The sequence below is a fragment of the Curtobacterium sp. WHRI 8282 genome (genome assembly GCF_040223925.2).
Classification (GTDB): Bacteria; Actinomycetota; Actinomycetes; order Actinomycetales; family Microbacteriaceae; genus Curtobacterium; species Curtobacterium flaccumfaciens.
In genome coordinates this window covers 770,827-787,749 of the sequence record NZ_JBEHCD020000002.1, presented here as the reverse complement: position 1 = coordinate 787,749, position 16,923 = coordinate 770,827, and the positions used below count along the sequence as shown (strand labels likewise).

Genomic DNA, 16,923 nt, shown 5'->3' with positions numbered 1-16,923 from the left:
GAGCCACCGTGCAGTTCTACGAGGACACCGCCGACGTGGCGGACGGGTTCGGGCCGAGTGCGGTCACCATCGGCAAGTTCGACGGCGTGCACGTCGGGCACCGAGCCGTCATCGCACACCTCGAGCGTGCCGCCCGCGAGCACGACCTCGTGGCCACCGTGGTCACGTTCGACCGCCACCCGCTCAACGTCATCGACCCGCCGCACGTCCCGCCGGCCCTGACGAGCACCGCGCAGCGCCGCGAACTGCTCGAGGACGCCGGGGTCGACGCCACCCTGCTGCTCCGCTTCGACCAGGAACTGCAGTCGAAGTCGCCCGAGGCGTTCGTGTCCGAGATCCTCGTCGACACCCTGCACGCCCGGCTCGTCTTCGTCGGCAGCGACTTCCGCTTCGGCGCGAAGGGCGCCGGCGACGTCGCGCTGCTGCGTGCCCTGGGGGAGCAGCACGGGTTCACGGTCGAGCTCATCGACGACGTGGACCTGATCGACGACGTCCGACCCGACGGTGAGCGCCGGGTGTCCTCCACCTGGATCCGGGAGCTCCTGGGCCAGGGTCGCGTGGCCGAGGCCGCACGACTCCTGGGGCGGGAGCACGCCGTGCGGAGCGTCGTGGTGCACGGCAACCAGCGCGGCCGGGCGATGGGGTACCCCACCGCGAACCTCGACCCGGCGTGCGAGGGCTTCGTCCCCGCCGACGGCGTCTACGCCGCCCGGGTGCTGCACGACGGCACCGTCTACCCGGCAGCGGTGTCGGTCGGCAACAACCCGACGTTCGAGGGCGTGCCGGCGAAGCAGATCGAGGCGCACCTGCTCGACGTCGACATCGACCTGTACGGCGATCGGATCTCGGTGCTGTTCGTGTCGTACGTGCGCGGCATGGTGAAGTTCTCGTCGATGGACGAGCTCGCCGCGCAGATGCGGCAGGACGACCTCGACATCCGATTGCTGCTCGGACTGCCCGCTCCGGTCTGACCTGCCGGCACGCTGGCCTGGTTCGCCCGCTGGTGCCCCTGGTACGACGACGCCCCCGTGACCGATCGGTCACGGGGGCGTCGTTCGTGGTGCGGAGGCTCAGCCGCCCAGGGCGTCGAGCCAGATCTTGCGGGCGTCGAGGGCTTCCTGCGCGTCCTTGATCTTCCGGGCGTCGCCGGTGGCCTGCGCCGCGGCGAGCTCGGACTGGAGCTTGCCGATCGCGTCTTCCAGCTGGCTCGCGAGGCCGTTCTGACGGGCCTTGCGCTCCGGGTTCGATTCCTTCCAGTGCGCGTCCTCGAGCCCACGGACGTGGTCCTCGATGGCACGCAGGCGGTCCTCGACCCGACGGACGTCACCGCGGGGCACCTTGCCGATCTCGTCCCAGCGACGCTGGATGCCGGTGAGGGTCTTGCGCGCGGCGACCCGGTCGGTCGCCTGCAGGAGCGGCTCGGCCTCGGTCAGCAGGGCCTGCTTCGCCTCGAGGTTGGCGGAGAACTCTTCGTTCTCGGCTGCGCTCTCGGCGTGGCGCTGCTCGAACAGGACGTCTCCGGCGGCCTTGAAGCGCGCCCAGAGTGCGTCGTCGTGCCGCTTGCCGGCACGCCCGGCGTTCTTCCAGTCGTCGAGCAGCTGGCGGTAGTCCGGGATCGCATCGGAGCCGCGGGGTGCGAGGGCCTCGGCCTGCGCCACGAGCTCCTGCTTGCGGGTCCGGGCGTCACGGTGCTGTGCGTCCAGCTCGGAGTAGAAGGCACGACGGTGCTGGTCGACGGTGGACCGCGCTGCGCGGAACCGCTTCCAGAGGTCGTTGGCCTCGTTCTTGGGGATCCGCGGCCCGTCGTGCTGGTGCTGCTGCCAGCGCGCGAACACGTCGTCGAGCTGCGCCGTGATCTGCTTCCACTGTGCGCGTGCGGGGTCCACCGCGGCGAGTGCCTCGGCTTCCTCGACCAGGGCGGTGCGGTGCGCCAGGGCGTCCTGCAGCGCCTGCTGCGCCTGTTCCGCCTGCTCCTTGGTGAGCGAGCCGAGCTGCTCGGTGAGAGCACCCACGCGGGTCTCGAGCGACTTGATGTCACCCACCACGCGCGCGTCGGCGACCAGGGCGGTCAGGTGCTCGACCGTCCGGGCGACGTCGTTCGCCGACGCACCGCGCTGGACGCGCTGCTCGGCGATCTTCACCTGCCCCTCGAGGTCGGCGTACTTCCGCGCGAAGTAGGCGAGGGCTTCTTCGGGGGTGGCGTCCGGGTACTCACCGACAGCACGTTCGGTCTCTTCGTACCGGACGTACACGGTCCCGTTCTCGTCGACCCGCCCCCAGGTCGTTGCTTCGTCAGATCCCACAGGTCTCGCCTCGATCGTGGTCGTGCATCGCCGACGTCACCGTCGGCACGGTCAGGTCGTCAGCCTATTGCACGGACGGGCTCCGCCGCCCGACCGGTGCGACGGGTTGTGGACTACTTCTGCTCCGCGATGGTCGCGTCGGTGATCTTCGTCGCCACCTTCGGCTCGCCGGTGCCGTCGCTGCCGGGAGACGCGATGCCCTTCGCGGCGATCTTCGACTCGAGCTCGGACAGCCCGCTCGTGACCTTGCCGACGACCGTGTAGCCGCCCGTCGAGCCGTCGAGCGTGGTGTCCCCGTAGACGATGAAGAACTGCGTCGACTGCGAGTACGGGGAGTCCGACCGTGCGATCGCGATCGTGCCCTTCCCGTAGACGCCGTCTTCCGGCACGTTCTCGAGCGGGCCGTACTCGAAGCCGGCGTCGCCGGTGCCGTCGCCGTTCGCGGAGCCGCACTGCAGGAACTTCAGTCCGTCGCTGTCGGCGAGCCGGTGGCAGGTGGTGCCGTTGTAGAACTGCTCACGGATCAACGAGATCTCGGCACTCGTGGCCTGCGGCGCCTTCGCGCCGTCCAGCTCGATGCCGAGGTCGATGTCCTTGTTGAGCGTGAGGGTGCCGGTCCAGGTCGCGCCCTTGGCGATCGACTTGCTCGGCACGTCGCCGGTGTTGCCGGCCGTGGCACTGGCCGACGGCGTGGCCGTCGACGACGCGGAGGCGCTCGGGGCCGGGGCGTCCGACCCCCGCGATCCGGCGAAGGCGAGCTGCGACCCGGTGGCGAGGGCCGCGACGAGGACGAGGGCACCGGCGCCGATCAGGTTGTCCCGCACGCGGCGGCGTCGCTGCCGCTCGTGGAGGCCCTGGCGGGCCTGGTAGAGGCGGAGGCGCTCGCGCGCCTCACGGTTGTCACGCGCTGGGTTCTTCGGTGCCACGGTGCTGGTCTGCCCTCTCGTCGCAGTGTGCAACGAGCGTAGCCGAACGGTCGCCGTCACCAGCCGGGAGGCGCGGCCTGAGCCGGTGGACCGGCCTACGATTGCAGGATGGCAGCGGATCGTTCGGGAATGCACGCACCCACGACGGGTGGTCGCGCCGGTCTCGCGCAGGGTTCCGTCCCGCTCGCCGTCCGGATGCGCCCCACCAGCCTCGACGAGGTCGCCGGTCAGCAGCACCTGCTCGGCCGGGGGTCGCCCCTGGTGCAGCTCGCCACCGGCACGCGTGAGAACCCCGGCGGGGTCTCCGTGATCCTGTGGGGACCGCCCGGCACCGGCAAGACCACGCTGGCGCAGGCGATCGCACGGCAGTCCGGTCGCGAGTTCGTCGAGCTCTCCGCCGTGACCGCCGGCGTGAAGGACGTGCGCGAGGTCATGGAGAAGGCGCTGACCCACCGCGACCTGTACGGGTCGACCACGGTGCTGTTCCTCGACGAGATCCACCGGTTCAGCAAGGCCCAGCAGGACGCCCTGCTGCCCGGTGTCGAGAACGGGTGGGTCATCCTGATCGCCGCCACCACCGAGAACCCGTCGTTCTCGGTCATCTCGCCCCTGCTGTCCCGCTCGCTGCTCCTGACGCTCAAACCGCTCACCGATCCCGACCTCGGCATGCTCGTCGACCGCGCCGTGGAGGACCCCCGCGGGCTCGGCGGTGCCGTCGTCCTCGGTGACGAAGCCCGCAGCGCGATCATCCGGCTCGCGTCCGGTGACGCCCGACGTGCCCTGACGGCGCTCGAGGCCGCGGCGGCGTCGGCCACCGCCGCGCAGGACGAGGACGACGACACCGTGCCCGTCGTCGACGCCGACACCGTCGCGGCTGCGGTCGACCGGGCCCTGCTGCGCTACGACCGACAGGGTGACGAGCACTACGACGTCATCAGCGCGTTCATCAAGTCGGTGCGGGGGAGCGACGTCGACGCCGCCCTGCACTACCTCGCCCGGATGATTGAGGCCGGCGAGGACTCCCGGTTCATCGCGCGCCGGATCATCATCTCCGCGTCCGAGGACATCGGCATGGCCGATCCCCAGGCGCTGCCCATCGCGGTCGCGGCGGCCCAGGCCGTCCAGCTCATCGGGATGCCCGAGGGGCGGATCCCGCTGGCCGAGGCGGTCGTCTACCTGGCGACGGCGCCGAAGTCGAACGCCGCCTACAACGGGGTCAACCAGGCGATGGCCGACGTCAAGGCGGGGCGCATGGGCACGGTCCCGATGCACCTGCGCGACGCGCACTACGCCGGGGCGAAGCGCCTCGGGCACGGCAAGGGGTACGTCTACTCCCACGACGCCGAGCACGGAGTCGCCGAGCAGCAGTACCTGCCGGACGCACTCGAGGGCACCGAGTACTACACGCCGACGGCCAACGGCTACGAGCGCGAGGTCGGGCCGCGGCTCGAACGACTCCGGAAGATCACACGCGGCCACTAGCGTCGGTGCTTCTGCGCTCGCCCCGATGCTGCTAGCATTGCCGGGCCTACGTCCTGGTCCTCGAGCACGGCTGCGTCGAGGACAGAGTGCCACTCCGGTGGTACGGGGGCAGAGGTTCGGACTGTAGCCGTCCGATCCCACAGGCTCATCCCTCTGGATCCCGTCGTCGGGGCCACCGGCACTCGCGTGCCCGGCCTCCGGTGAGTATTCAGTTCGAACAGAGAAAAGGACCCTGTGTCTACCAAGTCACGTACCCGCAGCAAGACCCGCCTGTCGCGCGCACTCGGCATCCCGCTGACGCCGAAGGCTGCCCGTTACCTCGAGAAGCGCCCCTACGGGCCCGGTGAGCACGGCCGTACGCGCCGTCGTGCGGACAGCGACTACGCCGTCCGCCTCCGTGAGAAGCAGCGTCTGCGCGCCCAGTACGGCATCCGCGAGAAGCAGCTCCGCATCGTCTTCGAAGAGGCCCGCAAGACGAAGGGCCTGACCGGTGAGAACCTGGTCGAGCTCCTCGAGCAGCGCCTCGACGCCCTCGTGGTCCGTGCCGGCTTCGCCCGCACCACCGCGCAGGCACGTCAGCTGATCGTGCACCGCCACATCCTGGTCGACGGCAAGCTCGTCGACCGCCCCTCCTTCCGCGTCAAGGAGGGCCAGCTGATCCACGTCAAGGCGAAGTCCGAGTCGATGGAGCCCTTCCAGGTCGCCGCTGCCGGTGGCCACCAGGAAGTCCTCCCGAAGGTCCCGGGCTACCTCGAGGTCGAGATCGAGAAGCTCCAGGCCCGCCTCGTGCGTCGCCCGAAGCGCGCCGAGGTCCCCGTGACGTGTGAAGTGCAGCTCGTCGTCGAGTACTACGCAGCTCGCTGATCCACTGATCACACCCGAACGGCGGGTCGTCCTCTCGAGGGCGACCCGCCGTTCGGCGTTCCGGCACCGGCGACTAAGCTTGTCCGGGCATGCACCGCCCGGGTGCACAGAGGGAGAGGCACCGTGAAGCAGCTGTTCTTCGTCGCCGTCGGCATCGTCATCGGGTTCGCCGTCGCACACCGGGTCGCCCAGACCTCCGGTGGCGCCCGGCTCTTCGCCGAGGTGAACGCCAAGACGAAGGCCTTCACGGGAGCCGTCGCGGACGGCTACCGGTCGCGCGAGGCCGAGCTCCGTACCGACGTCTGAGCGCTCCGACCGAGCAGCCACGACCCTCCTCCACCCACGACCTGAACCCAGGAAGCACCATGCAGACCGCAGAGATCCGCCGCCGTTGGCTCCAGTACTTCGGTGACCGCGGCCACACCGTCGTCCCGTCCGCGTCCCTCGTCTCCGACGACCCGTCGCTCCTCTTCACGGTCGCCGGCATGGTGCCGTTCATCCCGTACCTGACCGGTCTCATCCCTGCGCCGTTCCCGCGGGCGACGAGCGTGCAGAAGTGCATCCGCACGAACGACATCGAAGAGGTCGGCAAGACCCCTCGCCACGGCACGTTCTTCCAGATGAACGGGAACTTCTCGTTCGGCGACTACTTCAAGGAGCAGGCGATCCAGTTCGCCTGGGAGTTCCTGACCAAGCCGGAGACCGACGGCGGGCTCGGCTTCTCGCCGGACGACCTCTGGGTCACCGTCTACGAAGAGGACGACGAGGCGATCGGCTTCTGGAAGCAGCACTCCTCGCTGCCCGACGAGCGGATCCAGCGCCTCGGCAAGGACACCAACTACTGGTCGACCGGACAGCCCGGACCGGCGGGTCCCTGCTCGGAGATCTTCTTCGACCGTGGCCCCGAGTACGGCATCGACGGCGGCCCGGCGACGGACGACGACCGGTACGTCGAGATCTGGAACCTCGTCTTCATGCAGTACCAGATCGCCGACGTGCGGTCGAAGTACGACTTCGAGATCACCGGCGAGCTGCCGAACAAGAACATCGACACCGGCATGGGGCTCGAGCGCGTCGCCTTCATCAAGCAGGGCGTCGACAACATGTACGAGATCGACCAGGTGCGCCCGGTGCTCGACCGTGCGGCCGAGATCTCCGGCCGGCGCTACGGTGCCGTGCACGAGGACGACGTGCGGATGCGCGTCATCGCCGACCACGTCCGTTCCTCGCTGATGCTCATCGCCGACGGCGTGAGCCCGTCGAACGAGGGCCGCGGGTACATCCTCCGTCGGCTGCTCCGTCGCACCGTCCGCGCGATGCGCCTGCTCGGTGTCGAGGCCCCCACGTTCCCCGAGCTCTTCCCGGCGTCCCGCGACGCCATGCGCGACGCCTACCCCGAGGTGGCGTCCGACTACGACCGGATCTCCCGCATCGCCTACGCGGAAGAGGAGACCTTCCTCCGCACCCTGGCACAGGGCACGACCATCCTCGACGTCGCCGTCGAGCGCGCGAAGCAGGACGGCGCCCCGTCGATCGGCGGCGACACGGCGTTCCTGCTGCACGACACCTTCGGGTTCCCCATCGACCTGACGATGGAGATGGCCGAGGAAGCCGGCGTCCACGTCGACCGCACGGCGTTCGAGACCCTGATGTCCGAGCAGCGTGCCCGGGCGAAGGCCGACGCGAAGAGCAAGAAGACCGCGATCGCCGACCTGAGCGTGTACAGCGCGTTCCGGGCGAAGGGCGAGACGACGTTCCTCGGCTACGACGCGCTCGAGGCCGAGACGCGCGTGCTCGGCATCATCGTCGGCGGCGTGAGCGTCGACCGTGCGGTCGCCGGTGACATCGCCGAGGTCATCCTCGGCGAGACCTCCCTGTACGCCGAGTCGGGCGGCCAGGACGCCGACCAGGGCTCGATCGTCGGGAACGGGTTCGACCTCGAGGTCCTCGACGTCCAACGACCGGTCTCCGGACTGTGGAGCCACACCGTGCAGGTCCGCTCCGGCGAGGTCGGCGTCGGCGACGCCGCGAGCACCGTCGTCGACGCGGAGTACCGCCGCGGTGCGACCCAGGCGCACTCCGCGACGCACCTGGTCAACGCGGCCCTCCGCGACATCCTCGGGCCGGAGGCACTGCAGGCCGGCTCGTACAACAAGTCCGGCTACATGCGCCTCGACTTCTCGTGGTCGCAGCCGGTCTCGCTCGAGACGCGCTCCGAGATCGAGGAGGTCGTGAACACCGCGATCCGCACCGACCTCGAGGTCTCCACGCGCATCCTGCCCATCGACGAGGCGAAGGCCCTCGGGGCACAGGCCCTGTTCGGTGAGAAGTACGGCGCCGAGGTCCGCATGGTCGACATCGGCGGCCCGTGGTCCCGCGAGCTCTGCGGTGGCACGCACGTCGCCTCGAGCGCGCAGATCGGGCTCGTCAACCTGGTGGGGGAGTCGAGCGTCGGTTCGACCAACCGCCGAGTCGAGGCACTGGTCGGGCTCGAGGGGTTCCGCGACCTCGCCGTCGAGCGCACGATCGTGTCGCAGCTCTCCAGCGCGCTCAAGGCCCCCCGTGCCGACCTGCCGGCCCGCGTCCAGAACCTGATGGAGGACCTCCGGTCCGCCCAGAAGAAGCTCGCCGAGTACGAGTCTGCGAACCTGCAGCAGCGCGTGCCCGCCATCGCCCGCAACGCCACGACCGTCGGTGCCACCACCGTGGTCGCCGAGACGGTCGACGGCCTGCAGTCCGGCGACGACCTGCGCTCGCTCGCCACCGGCGTGCGGGGCCAGCTCGGTGACGGCGCGGCCGTGGTCGTGCTCGGGGCGGTCGTCGGTGGGAAGCCGATCGTGATCGTCGCGACCAACGACGCCGCTCGTGCTGCGGGCGTGCAGGCGGGCCCCCTCGCGAAGGAGGCCGCCGGCGTGCTCGGTGGCGGTGGCGGCGGCAAGCCGGACCTGGCGCAGGGCGGCGGGACCGACGCGGCCGCGCTCCCCGCTGCGCTGCGTGCCGTGACCGCACGGCTCGCGGGCTGACCGTGGGCATCCGGTCCGGGCGTCGCCTCGGCGTGGACGTCGGACGCGCCCGGATCGGGGTCGCCGTGTGCGACCGCGACGGCCTGCTGGCGACGCCGGTCGAGACCGTCCGTCGTGACGACTCGAAGGACCTCCAGCGGATCCTCGAGCTCGCGGACGAGTACGACGTGCTCGAGGTCGTCGTCGGGCTGCCCCTGTCGATGTCGGGCGGGGACACGGCCTCCACCGAGGACGCCCGTGTCTTCGCCGCCCGGATCGCGGCGCGTCGGCCGGTGCGCCTGGTCGACGAACGACTGTCGACCGTGACGGCCCAGCGGGGGCTGCACCAGGCCGGCAAGAACACGAAGAAGTCCCGGGCCGTGATCGACCAAGCAGCCGCTGTTATCATTCTGCAACACGCGCTCGACCACGAGCGCAGTGCCGGTGCCCCTCCGGGCGCCACGCTTCCCTGACAGGGCTGCCCGGTACCGCACATGGGTGCTCTCGTCGTCAGCTGCGAGGACGACGGTGCCCAGGTGGAGTTCCCGACCGAGAGACCGAGGACGTTGGCAGACGATCTGGACTGGAACGCGATCATCGCGCCCGGCAACGACGCCGAGCGGCGGAAGGCGACTTCCGACCGCACGACAGGCACCGATGACCGCGACGACGCTGGTCAGGTGACCCCACCGCCGGTACCTCCGATGTCCCGACGCGAAGCCCGCGCCCTCGAGGCCGAACGAGCCCGAGTCGCAGCGACCGACGAGTCGCCGGTCCCCGAGCGGCCCACCGATCCCCCGCCAGCCGCACGCGACGAACGCCCCGCGTCACCCGCCGACGCGCCGATCGCCACCCGCCCCGAAGACCTGCACCCCGAGGTCGCCGCACTGCTGACCGGCGAGCTGCCGACCGAGCCCGCGGCGACCGCTTCGGGCGGCGGATCCGGGGCCGACGGGACGGACGACGGTGACGTGACCGGCGGCGGTGGCGCCGCGGGAGGCGGTGGCCGCGGGGGACGAGGCGGGGGAGGACGCGCCTCCAGGCCGCCCCGGGAGCCACGGCCGAAGCGCCGACGCGGACCGCTCGTCGCTGGACTCGTCATCGTCGCGGTGGTGCTCGCCGTCGGCGTCGGGGCGTACACCTTCGCCGCCCCCAAGATCCAGCAGCTCATCGCGGCGATCAGCGGCGCGCAGGAGCCCGACGACTACACCGGCGACGGCACCTCGAAGGTGACCATCACCATCAAGCAGGGCGACATCGGCGAGAACGTCGCCGCGACGCTGCAGCGCAGCGGCGTCGTCAAGGACTCGAAGGTGTTCTACAAGCTCCTGCTGGCTTCGCCGGACGTGCAGTTCCAGCCCGGTTCGTACGCGCTGAAGAAGCAGATGAGCTCGAAGTCCGCGCTCGCGGCACTGCAGGACACGAAGAACCGGGTGCAGGCGTCGATCATCATCCCGGAGGGCACCGCCCTCGCCGACATCGAGGCCGGGATGGTCTCGAAGGCCGGCCTGACCAAGCAGGAGGTCGACGCGGCCGCGAAGGACCTGTCGGCCTACGACCTGCCGTCCGGCGTCACGACGCTCGAGGGCTGGCTCTTCCCCGCGACCTACCCGATCAACCCGGGCTGGACCGCCGAGCAGTACTTCAAGTCGATGGTCGACACCATGAAGGAGCGCCTGTCCGCCGCCGGCGTCAAGGAGGCCGACCAGGAGCGCACCATCGTCTTCGCGTCGCTGGTGCAGAAGGAAGCCGGTCTCGCGGCCGACTACCCGAAGGTCGCGCGGGTGTTCCAGAACCGCCTCGACCAGGGCATGAAGCTGCAGTCCGACGCCACCGTCGCCTACGGCACGGGCAACACGCACACCGTGACGACGACCGACGCCGAACGGGCCGACGAGTCGAACGCGTACAACACGTACGTGCACGAGGGGCTGCCGCCGGCACCGATCTCGAACCCCGGTGACATCGCGATCAAGGCCGTGACGAACGAGGCCCCGGGCAAGTGGCTGTACTTCGTGACGGTGAACCTGGAAACCGGCGAGACGGTGTTCTCGAACACCTACGACGAGCACCTCGTCGCGGTGAAGCAGTTCCAGGCGTGGCTCCGGGCGCACCCCGACTACCAGTAGGACGGCGACGTCGCACGGCGGTGCGCTGTGGGAGGATTGCCGCATGCTTCGTTGGTTGACTGCTGGTGAGTCCCACGGACCCGAACTGATCGCCATGCTCGAGGGCCTGCCCGCGGGTGTCCCGGTGTCGTTCGAGTCCATCCGTGCCGATCTCGCGCGCCGAAAGCTCGGCTACGGCCGTGGCTCGCGGATGAAGTTCGAGCAGGACGAGCTGCACGTGTCCGGCGGCGTCCGGCACGGCTACTCGCTCGGCAGCCCCATCGCGATCCGCATCGGCAACACCGAGTGGCCGAAGTGGGTCGAGGTCATGAACCCCGAGCCGATCGAGTCGACCGAGATGTCCCGCGGGCGGAGTGCCCCGCTCACCCGACCGCGTCCGGGTCACGCCGACCTGGTCGGCATGCAGAAGTACGGCTTCGACGAGGCCCGCCCGATCCTGGAGCGCGCGAGCGCCCGCGAGACCGCTGCCCGTGTGGCGCTCGGCGCCGTCGCGAAGTCGTTCCTGGCCGAACTCGGCATCCGCTCGGTGGCGCACACGCTGCAGGTCGGGACCGTCCGGGTCCCGGACGGCACGGAGCTGCCGCTGCCCGACGACGTGGACCGCCTCGACGAGGACCAGCTGCGCTGCTTCGACCCCGAGACCTCCGCACGGATGGTCACCGAGGTCGAGGCCGCGAAGAAGGACGGCGACACCCTCGGCGGCGTCGTCGAGGTGCTGTTCTACGGCGTCCCGCCGGGCCTCGGCTCGCACGTGCACTGGGACCGCCGGCTCGATGCCCGCCTTGCCGCGGCGATCATGGGGATCCAGGCCATCAAGGGCGTCGAGGTCGGCGACGGGTTCGCGACCGCCGGGCGCCGGGGCTCTGCCGCCCACGACGAGCTGTACCGCGAGGACGGCGAGATCTACCGCACGAGCGACCGCGCCGGTGGGACCGAGGGTGGGATGTCCACGGGCACCGTGCTGCGGGTCCGCGCCGGCATGAAGCCGATCGCGACCATCCCGCACGCCCTGCACACCGTGGACGTCGTCTCCGGTGAGGACGCCTCGGCGCACCACCAGCGCTCGGACGTCTGTGCCGTGCCCGCGGCGGGCGTCGTCGCCGAGGCGATGGTGGCCCTGGTGCTCGCCGACGCGGTGCTCGAGAAGTTCGGCGGCGACAACGTCGTCGAGACGAAGCGCAACCTCGACGCCTACCTCGCGGCGATCCCGGAGACCCTGCGGACGCGCCGGACCGAACCGTCGGCGACCTCGACCGACCTGTGAGCACCGACGTCCGACGCGCCGACGCGCCCGTGGTCGTCATCGGCCCGATGGGTGCCGGCAAGTCGAGCGTCGGCAAGCGGGTGGCGAAGGCCCTCGGCGTCCCGTTCACGGACACCGACCGGGTCATCGTGCGCGAGCACGGACCGATCCCCGGGATCTTCGCCGACCGCGGTGAGCCGGCGTTCCGCACCCTCGAAGCCGAGGCCGTCCGGGCAGCGCTCGCCACCGGCGGCGTGATCGCCGTGGGCGGGGGAGCCGTCACCCACGCGGACACCCGGCAGGCCCTGAGCGGGGCGCGCATCGTCCTGCTCACCGTGTCGCCCGAGGCCGTCGCCGACCGCATCGCCGGGTCCGACCGGCCCCTGCTGGCGAACGGCGGGATCGACGCCTGGCAGACGATCATGGACGAGCGGGCCGCCACCTACGCCGAGCTCGCGCACGTCGTGGTCGACACGTCCCGCCGGCCGATGTCCCGCGTGGTCGACGAGGTCGTCACGTGGCTGCGCAGCGACGCCGGCACCACCGAGCGCAGCGACGCCGGCACCACCGAGCGCAGCGACGCAGGCACCACCGAGCGCAGCGGCACCACCGCCGCGCCCGGCAGCACGACCAGCAGCACCACCAGCACCGAAGGAGCACCGTGACCGAGTCGACCCTGCCCGCCGGGACCACCGAGATCCGGGTCGGCGGTGACGACGGCTACACGGTGGCCGTCGGCACGGACCTGCTCGGCGCCCTGCCCGCGATCCTGGGCCCGCGTGTCGCCAAGGTCCTCATCGTGCACTCGCCGACGCTCGGTGCCCGGGCGAACGAGCTCCGGGCGCTGCTGGTCGAGGCCGGGCTCGAAGCCCTGATCGCCGAGGTGCCCGATGCCGAGGGCGCCAAGCGCGTCGAGGTCGCGGCGTTCTGCTGGCAGATCATGGGACAGGCCGACTTCACCCGCACCGACGCGGTCATCGGCCTCGGTGGCGGTGCCGTCACCGACCTGGCCGGCTTCGTCGCCGCGACCTGGCTGCGCGGTGTGCCGTACGTGGCCGTCCCGACCAGCGTGCTCGGCATGGTGGACGCCAGCGTCGGCGGGAAGACGGGCATCAACACGAACGAGGGCAAGAACCTGGTCGGCGCCTTCTACGCCCCCCGCGCCGTCGTCGTGGACCTCGACCTCGCCCGCACGCTGCCGCGCAACGAGATCCTGACCGGCTTCGCGGAGATCGTGAAGGCCGGGTTCATCGCCGTGCCCGAGATCCTGGACATCGTCGAGGCCGACGTCGACCGGGTGACCGACCCGACGACGCCGGAGTTCCGGCGGGTCGTCGAGCTCGCCATCGCGCTCAAGGCCGAGGTCGTCTCGGACGACTTCACCGAGCAGGGCCGACGCGAGATCCTGAACTACGGGCACACCCTCGGGCACGCGATCGAGCACGCCGAGCGGTACCAGTGGCGCCACGGGGCGGCGGTGTCGGTCGGCATGGTGTTCGCCGCCGAACTCGCCCGACTCACCGGCCACCTGGACGACGCCACGGTCGACCGGCACCGGGCGATCCTCGAGTCGCTCGACCTGCCGACCTCGTACGGTGTCGGTCGGTGGCAGGGGCTGCTCGCCACGATGCGCCGCGACAAGAAGGCCCGTGCCGGCATGCTGCGGTTCATCATCCTGGACGGCGTCGGCAAGCCCGTCGTGCTCGAGGGCCCCGAGGACCACCTGCTCTTCACCGCCTACCAGGAGGTCGGCGTCTAGCCACGCCGGTCAGCGCAGGACCCGTCGCGTCCTGCGCCACCACCAGGTGACACTCGTCGAGACGGTGACCCAGGTGAACCGATGCCAGGCCACGCCCCGGACCAGGTGACGACGGCCGCGACGATCGCCGCTCCGGCGGCGATGCACGCCGCGATCAGTGCTGTCTCCACAGCACGAGTGTCCGCTCCTATGCCGAGCCCCGCGCCGGGCCCGCGCCGACCTGTGGAAGCCGCGCCGGGCCTCCAGGCTGTGGAGGAGGATGGGGCGACGCGACGGACCGGGCCACCCGCACGCTGCGGACCCAGCACCGGGGAGCAGACTGGCGGGCGTGCCCACCCCACCCCGACTGAGCGACCTCTCCGGCCCGCGCGATGCCGACACCGGCACCCTGCGCTCCCGTGGTCGGCGCTTCACCGAACTCCTCTCGATCGCCCGCCGCCACCACCTGGTGCCGTTCCGTCGTCTCGACTTCTCGCACGACCCGGCCACCTCGGACCTGCGTCGCGACCAGGCCGAGCACCTGCGCCGGGCGCTCGAGGAAGCCGGTGGCGGGTTCGTGAAGATGGGCCAGCTGCTCTCCACCCGCGACGACCTGTTGCCCGAGGAGTGGACCGAGGGACTCGCACACCTGCAGCGGAACGTCACGGCGGCGCCGGCGGACGAGGTCCGTGCGCTCCTCGAGCAGGAGCTCGGTGCCCCGGTCGACCAGGTCTTCGCGACCTTCGACCCGGCGCCCGTCGCAGCGGCGTCCATCGCGCAGGTGCACCGCGCCCGGCTGCCCGACGGCACCGCGGTCGCCGTGAAGGTGCAGCGGCCGGGGATCGACGCCGCGGTGCGCCGCGACGTCGACATCGCGCTGCGGGTCGTCCGGTTCATGGCCCGGTGGTCGACCGAGGCGCGGCAGGTCGGGGTGCAGGACATCGCCGGCCAGTACGCGGACGACCTGATCCGGCAGGTCGACTTCGTCTCCGAGCTCCGGAACCTCACGGCGCTGCGTGCGGCCCAGGCCCGCAGCGCGCGTCCGGACGAGGTCCGGTTCCCGGACCCCTACCCGGACCTGTCCGGCCGGCGTGTGCTCGTGATGGAGTTCCTGGAGGGCGACACCCTCAGCGCGATCCGCGCCGAGCGTTCCGAGCGCGACCTCGACGCGCCGATGCGCGCGATCCTCCGCGCCTTCCTGCGCCAGGTCGTCTTCGACGGCCTGTACCACGCGGACCTGCACCCGGGGAACGTCCTGGTGCTCCCCGACGGGCGGCCCGCGTTGATCGACTTCGGATCGGTCGGGAGGCTCGACCCGGGTCTCCGGGACACGGTCCAGGACCTGTTGGCCGCCTACCTGCAGGACGACACGTCGCGGATCGCCGATGCGGTCCTGCGGATGGCCCCCGTGCGCGATGCGCACGACGAGCCCGACTTCCGTCGGGACATCGCCCGCTTCGTCGCGGACGAGCTCGGCCCGGGTGCACGCATCGGTGTCGACACCGTGGACGACGCGGTCGAGGTCTTCGGGCGGTACCGGCTGAAGCCGCCGCCGGACTTCGTCGCCGCGGCCCGTGCCCTGGCCATCTTCGAGGGCACCCTCCGCACGCTCGCACCGTCGTTCGACCTGCTCGAGGAGTCCCGCGGACTCGCCCGGGAGCAGATCACCGACCAGCTCCGGCCCGGCAAGCTCCGCGACCTCGCGGCGAAGGAACTGCTCGGCGTCGTGTCGGCCGCCCGTCGCCTGCCCCGCCGGGTGGACCGCATCGGCGAGGCGATCGAGACCGGACGGTTCACGGTGAACATCCGGCTCTTCGCGGACAGCCGCGACCGGCAGCTCGTGTCCGGCATGATCCGGCGCATCCTGCTCGTGCTGCTCGGCGCGGGGGCGGGGATCCTGGCGATCGTCTACCTGGCGTTGCCGGCGCGACCGACGGCGGCCCTGTCCACCGGGGTCGCGGGCGGGTTGCTCGGGGGAGGGGCGGTGGTGCTGCTCGGCTGGGCGGCGATCGACGCCTGGCTCGCCCGACGGCGACGCTGACCGCGGCGCGCACCGCTCCGGCCGCCGGGCGGGCGTCCGCTACACTCGTCCGGGGCCGTCCGCGGCCCGAGGACACTTCACAACACGACCGAACGGGACACCGACGACTCATGGCCAGTACCACAGACATCAAGAACGGCGCCGTTCTCATCATCGACGGCCAGCTGTGGTCGGTCGTCGAGTTCCAGCACGTCAAGCCGGGCAAGGGCGGCGCGTTCGTCCGCACGAAGCTCAAGAACGTCGTCTCCGGCAAGGTCGTCGACCGCACGTTCAACGCCGGCGCGAAGATCGACACCGCGACCGTCGACCGTCGTGACTACCAGTTCCTCTACGAGGACGGCGACTCCTACGTGTTCATGGACACCGACACGTACGACCAGATCCCGGTCTCCGCGACCGTGGTCGGCGACGCCAAGAACTACCTGCTCGAGTCCGCGATGGTCACCATCGCGATGAACGAGGGCAACCCGCTGTACGTCGAGCTCCCGACGTCGATCGTCACCGAGGTCGAGACCGAGCCCGGCCTGCAGGGCGACCGTTCCTCCGGTGGCACCAAGGACGCGACCATCATCGCGACCGGCCACCGCATCCAGGTCCCGCTGTACCTGGAGAGCGGCACCCTGGTGAAGATCGACACGCGCGACGGCAGCTTCCTCGGCCGCGTCAACTCCTAGGCGCTGACCGTATGAGTGCTCGTTCGAAGGCCCGCAAGCGCGCCCTCGACATGCTGTACGTGGCCGAGGTGCGCGAGCTGCCGATCGCGGACGTGCTCGCCACCGAGACGGTCCGGCACCTGGACCAGCCGGAGCGTGCCTCCAGCTGGGACTACGCGCGTCAGATCGTCACGGGTGTCGACGACGCCCGTCACGAGATCGACTCCGTCATCGTCGACCACGCCCAGGGCTGGTCGATCGCCCGGATGCCGGTCCTCGACCGCTGCATCCTGCGGATGGCCGTTTGGGAGCTCCGGTTCAACCCGGAGGTCCCCGACGCCGTCGCCATCGCCGAGGCGGTCGAGCTCGCGCAGTCGCTGTCCACCGAGGACTCGGCGGGCTTCGTCAACGGCGTGCTCGGGGCCGTCGCCGGCGGTCGCGCACCGTCCGGTCGGACGGTCGCAGGAGACCAGGAGTCCCGGTAGGGTTGACCACGTCAGCATCCTTTAATGCCGTCCAGTGAGGCGGGGAAGGGGGTCGAC

The 16,923-nt window shown here is 71.0% G+C and carries 15 protein-coding genes; 13 read left to right on the top strand and 2 right to left on the bottom strand.

Going from position 1 to position 16,923, the window contains the following annotated elements:
• The first annotated feature begins 8 nt into the window (after window positions 1-8).
• A complete protein-coding gene (locus ABRP24_RS09975; RefSeq protein ID WP_111056390.1) occupies window positions 9-971 on the top strand; it encodes a bifunctional riboflavin kinase/FAD synthetase in 963 nt (320 codons plus the stop codon).
• Window positions 972-1,070: 99 nt separating this feature from the next.
• On the opposite strand, the gene ABRP24_RS09970 is transcribed toward ABRP24_RS09975, so the two are convergent.
• Both ABRP24_RS09970 and ABRP24_RS09965 read right to left on the bottom strand, forming a co-directional pair.
• Window positions 1,071-2,303 (bottom strand): DUF349 domain-containing protein, encoded by a 1,233-nt coding sequence (locus ABRP24_RS09970; RefSeq protein ID WP_173034022.1) that lies wholly within the window; start codon window positions 2,301-2,303, stop codon window positions 1,071-1,073.
• Window positions 2,304-2,416: 113 nt separating this feature from the next.
• On the bottom strand, window positions 2,417-3,229 hold the full coding sequence (locus ABRP24_RS09965) for a peptidylprolyl isomerase (RefSeq protein ID WP_027465753.1): 813 nt from the start codon (window positions 3,227-3,229) through the stop codon (window positions 2,417-2,419).
• 129 nt (window positions 3,230-3,358) lie between these two features.
• Between ABRP24_RS09965 and ABRP24_RS09960 the strand changes: the two genes are divergently transcribed.
• The 12 genes from ABRP24_RS09960 (at window position 3,359) to nusB (ending at window position 16,866) form a co-directional block, all read left to right on the top strand.
• Window positions 3,359-4,711 (top strand): replication-associated recombination protein A, encoded by a 1,353-nt coding sequence (locus ABRP24_RS09960; RefSeq protein WP_083404133.1) that lies wholly within the window; start codon window positions 3,359-3,361, stop codon window positions 4,709-4,711.
• A 234-nt stretch (window positions 4,712-4,945) separates the two neighbouring features.
• Window positions 4,946-5,575, top strand: a complete 630-nt coding sequence (gene rpsD, locus ABRP24_RS09955; protein ID WP_017887166.1) for a 30S ribosomal protein S4 — start codon at window positions 4,946-4,948, stop codon at window positions 5,573-5,575.
• A gap of 123 nt (window positions 5,576-5,698) precedes the next feature.
• Entirely contained in the window at window positions 5,699-5,881 is a 183-nt protein-coding gene (locus ABRP24_RS09950; RefSeq protein ID WP_027465751.1) for a hypothetical protein, read from the top strand.
• A 59-nt stretch (window positions 5,882-5,940) separates the two neighbouring features.
• Complete coding sequence (gene alaS, locus ABRP24_RS09945; RefSeq protein WP_111023067.1) at window positions 5,941-8,598, top strand: alanine--tRNA ligase; 2,658 nt, start codon at window positions 5,941-5,943, stop codon at window positions 8,596-8,598.
• An 8-nt stretch (window positions 8,599-8,606) separates the two neighbouring features.
• Window positions 8,607-9,050, top strand: coding sequence for a Holliday junction resolvase RuvX (gene ruvX, locus ABRP24_RS09940; protein WP_259410961.1), 444 nt, complete (start codon window positions 8,607-8,609; stop codon window positions 9,048-9,050).
• A 231-nt stretch (window positions 9,051-9,281) separates the two neighbouring features.
• Window positions 9,282-10,706: an endolytic transglycosylase MltG gene (gene mltG / locus ABRP24_RS09935; protein WP_349848661.1), complete on the top strand. Its 1,425-nt coding sequence runs from the start codon at window positions 9,282-9,284 to the stop codon at window positions 10,704-10,706.
• Window positions 10,707-10,749: 43 nt separating this feature from the next.
• Window positions 10,750-11,970 (top strand): chorismate synthase, encoded by a 1,221-nt coding sequence (aroC, locus tag ABRP24_RS09930; protein ID WP_027465748.1) that lies wholly within the window; start codon window positions 10,750-10,752, stop codon window positions 11,968-11,970.
• Window positions 11,967-12,614 carry a shikimate kinase gene (locus ABRP24_RS09925; RefSeq protein WP_349848658.1) on the top strand — a complete coding sequence of 216 codons (648 nt, stop codon included), beginning with the start codon at window positions 11,967-11,969 and terminating at the stop codon, window positions 12,612-12,614. Before aroC ends, ABRP24_RS09925 begins: the two co-directional genes overlap by 4 nt.
• Window positions 12,611-13,708 (top strand): 3-dehydroquinate synthase, encoded by a 1,098-nt coding sequence (aroB, locus tag ABRP24_RS09920; protein WP_027465746.1) that lies wholly within the window; start codon window positions 12,611-12,613, stop codon window positions 13,706-13,708. The genes ABRP24_RS09925 and aroB overlap by 4 nt, the downstream gene beginning before the upstream one ends.
• Before the next feature lie 328 nt (window positions 13,709-14,036).
• Window positions 14,037-15,728: an AarF/UbiB family protein gene (locus ABRP24_RS09915; protein ID WP_349848656.1), complete on the top strand. Its 1,692-nt coding sequence runs from the start codon at window positions 14,037-14,039 to the stop codon at window positions 15,726-15,728.
• A gap of 110 nt (window positions 15,729-15,838) precedes the next feature.
• On the top strand, window positions 15,839-16,402 hold the full coding sequence (gene efp, locus ABRP24_RS09910; RefSeq protein WP_027465745.1) for an elongation factor P: 564 nt from the start codon (window positions 15,839-15,841) through the stop codon (window positions 16,400-16,402).
• Window positions 16,403-16,413: 11 nt separating this feature from the next.
• The gene (gene nusB, locus ABRP24_RS09905; RefSeq protein WP_027465744.1) at window positions 16,414-16,866 is read left to right on the top strand and encodes a transcription antitermination factor NusB; all 453 of its coding nucleotides are present in this window, start codon (window positions 16,414-16,416) and stop codon (window positions 16,864-16,866) included.
• Window positions 16,867-16,923 lie beyond the last annotated feature (57 nt).

Excerpts from the sequence above, each read along its gene's own strand:
- aroC (WP_027465748.1), top strand. The coding sequence starts at position 10,750 with ATGCTTCGTTGGTTGACTGCTGGTGAGTCCCACGGACCCGAACTGATC.
- ABRP24_RS09960 (WP_083404133.1), top strand. The coding sequence starts at position 3,359 with ATGCACGCACCCACGACGGGTGGTCGCGCCGGTCTCGCGCAGGGTTCC.
- nusB (WP_027465744.1), top strand. The coding sequence starts at position 16,414 with ATGAGTGCTCGTTCGAAGGCCCGCAAGCGCGCCCTCGACATGCTGTAC.
- efp (WP_027465745.1), top strand. The coding sequence starts at position 15,839 with ATGGCCAGTACCACAGACATCAAGAACGGCGCCGTTCTCATCATCGAC.
- mltG (WP_349848661.1), top strand. The coding sequence starts at position 9,282 with ATGTCCCGACGCGAAGCCCGCGCCCTCGAGGCCGAACGAGCCCGAGTC.
- alaS (WP_111023067.1), top strand. The coding sequence starts at position 5,941 with ATGCAGACCGCAGAGATCCGCCGCCGTTGGCTCCAGTACTTCGGTGAC.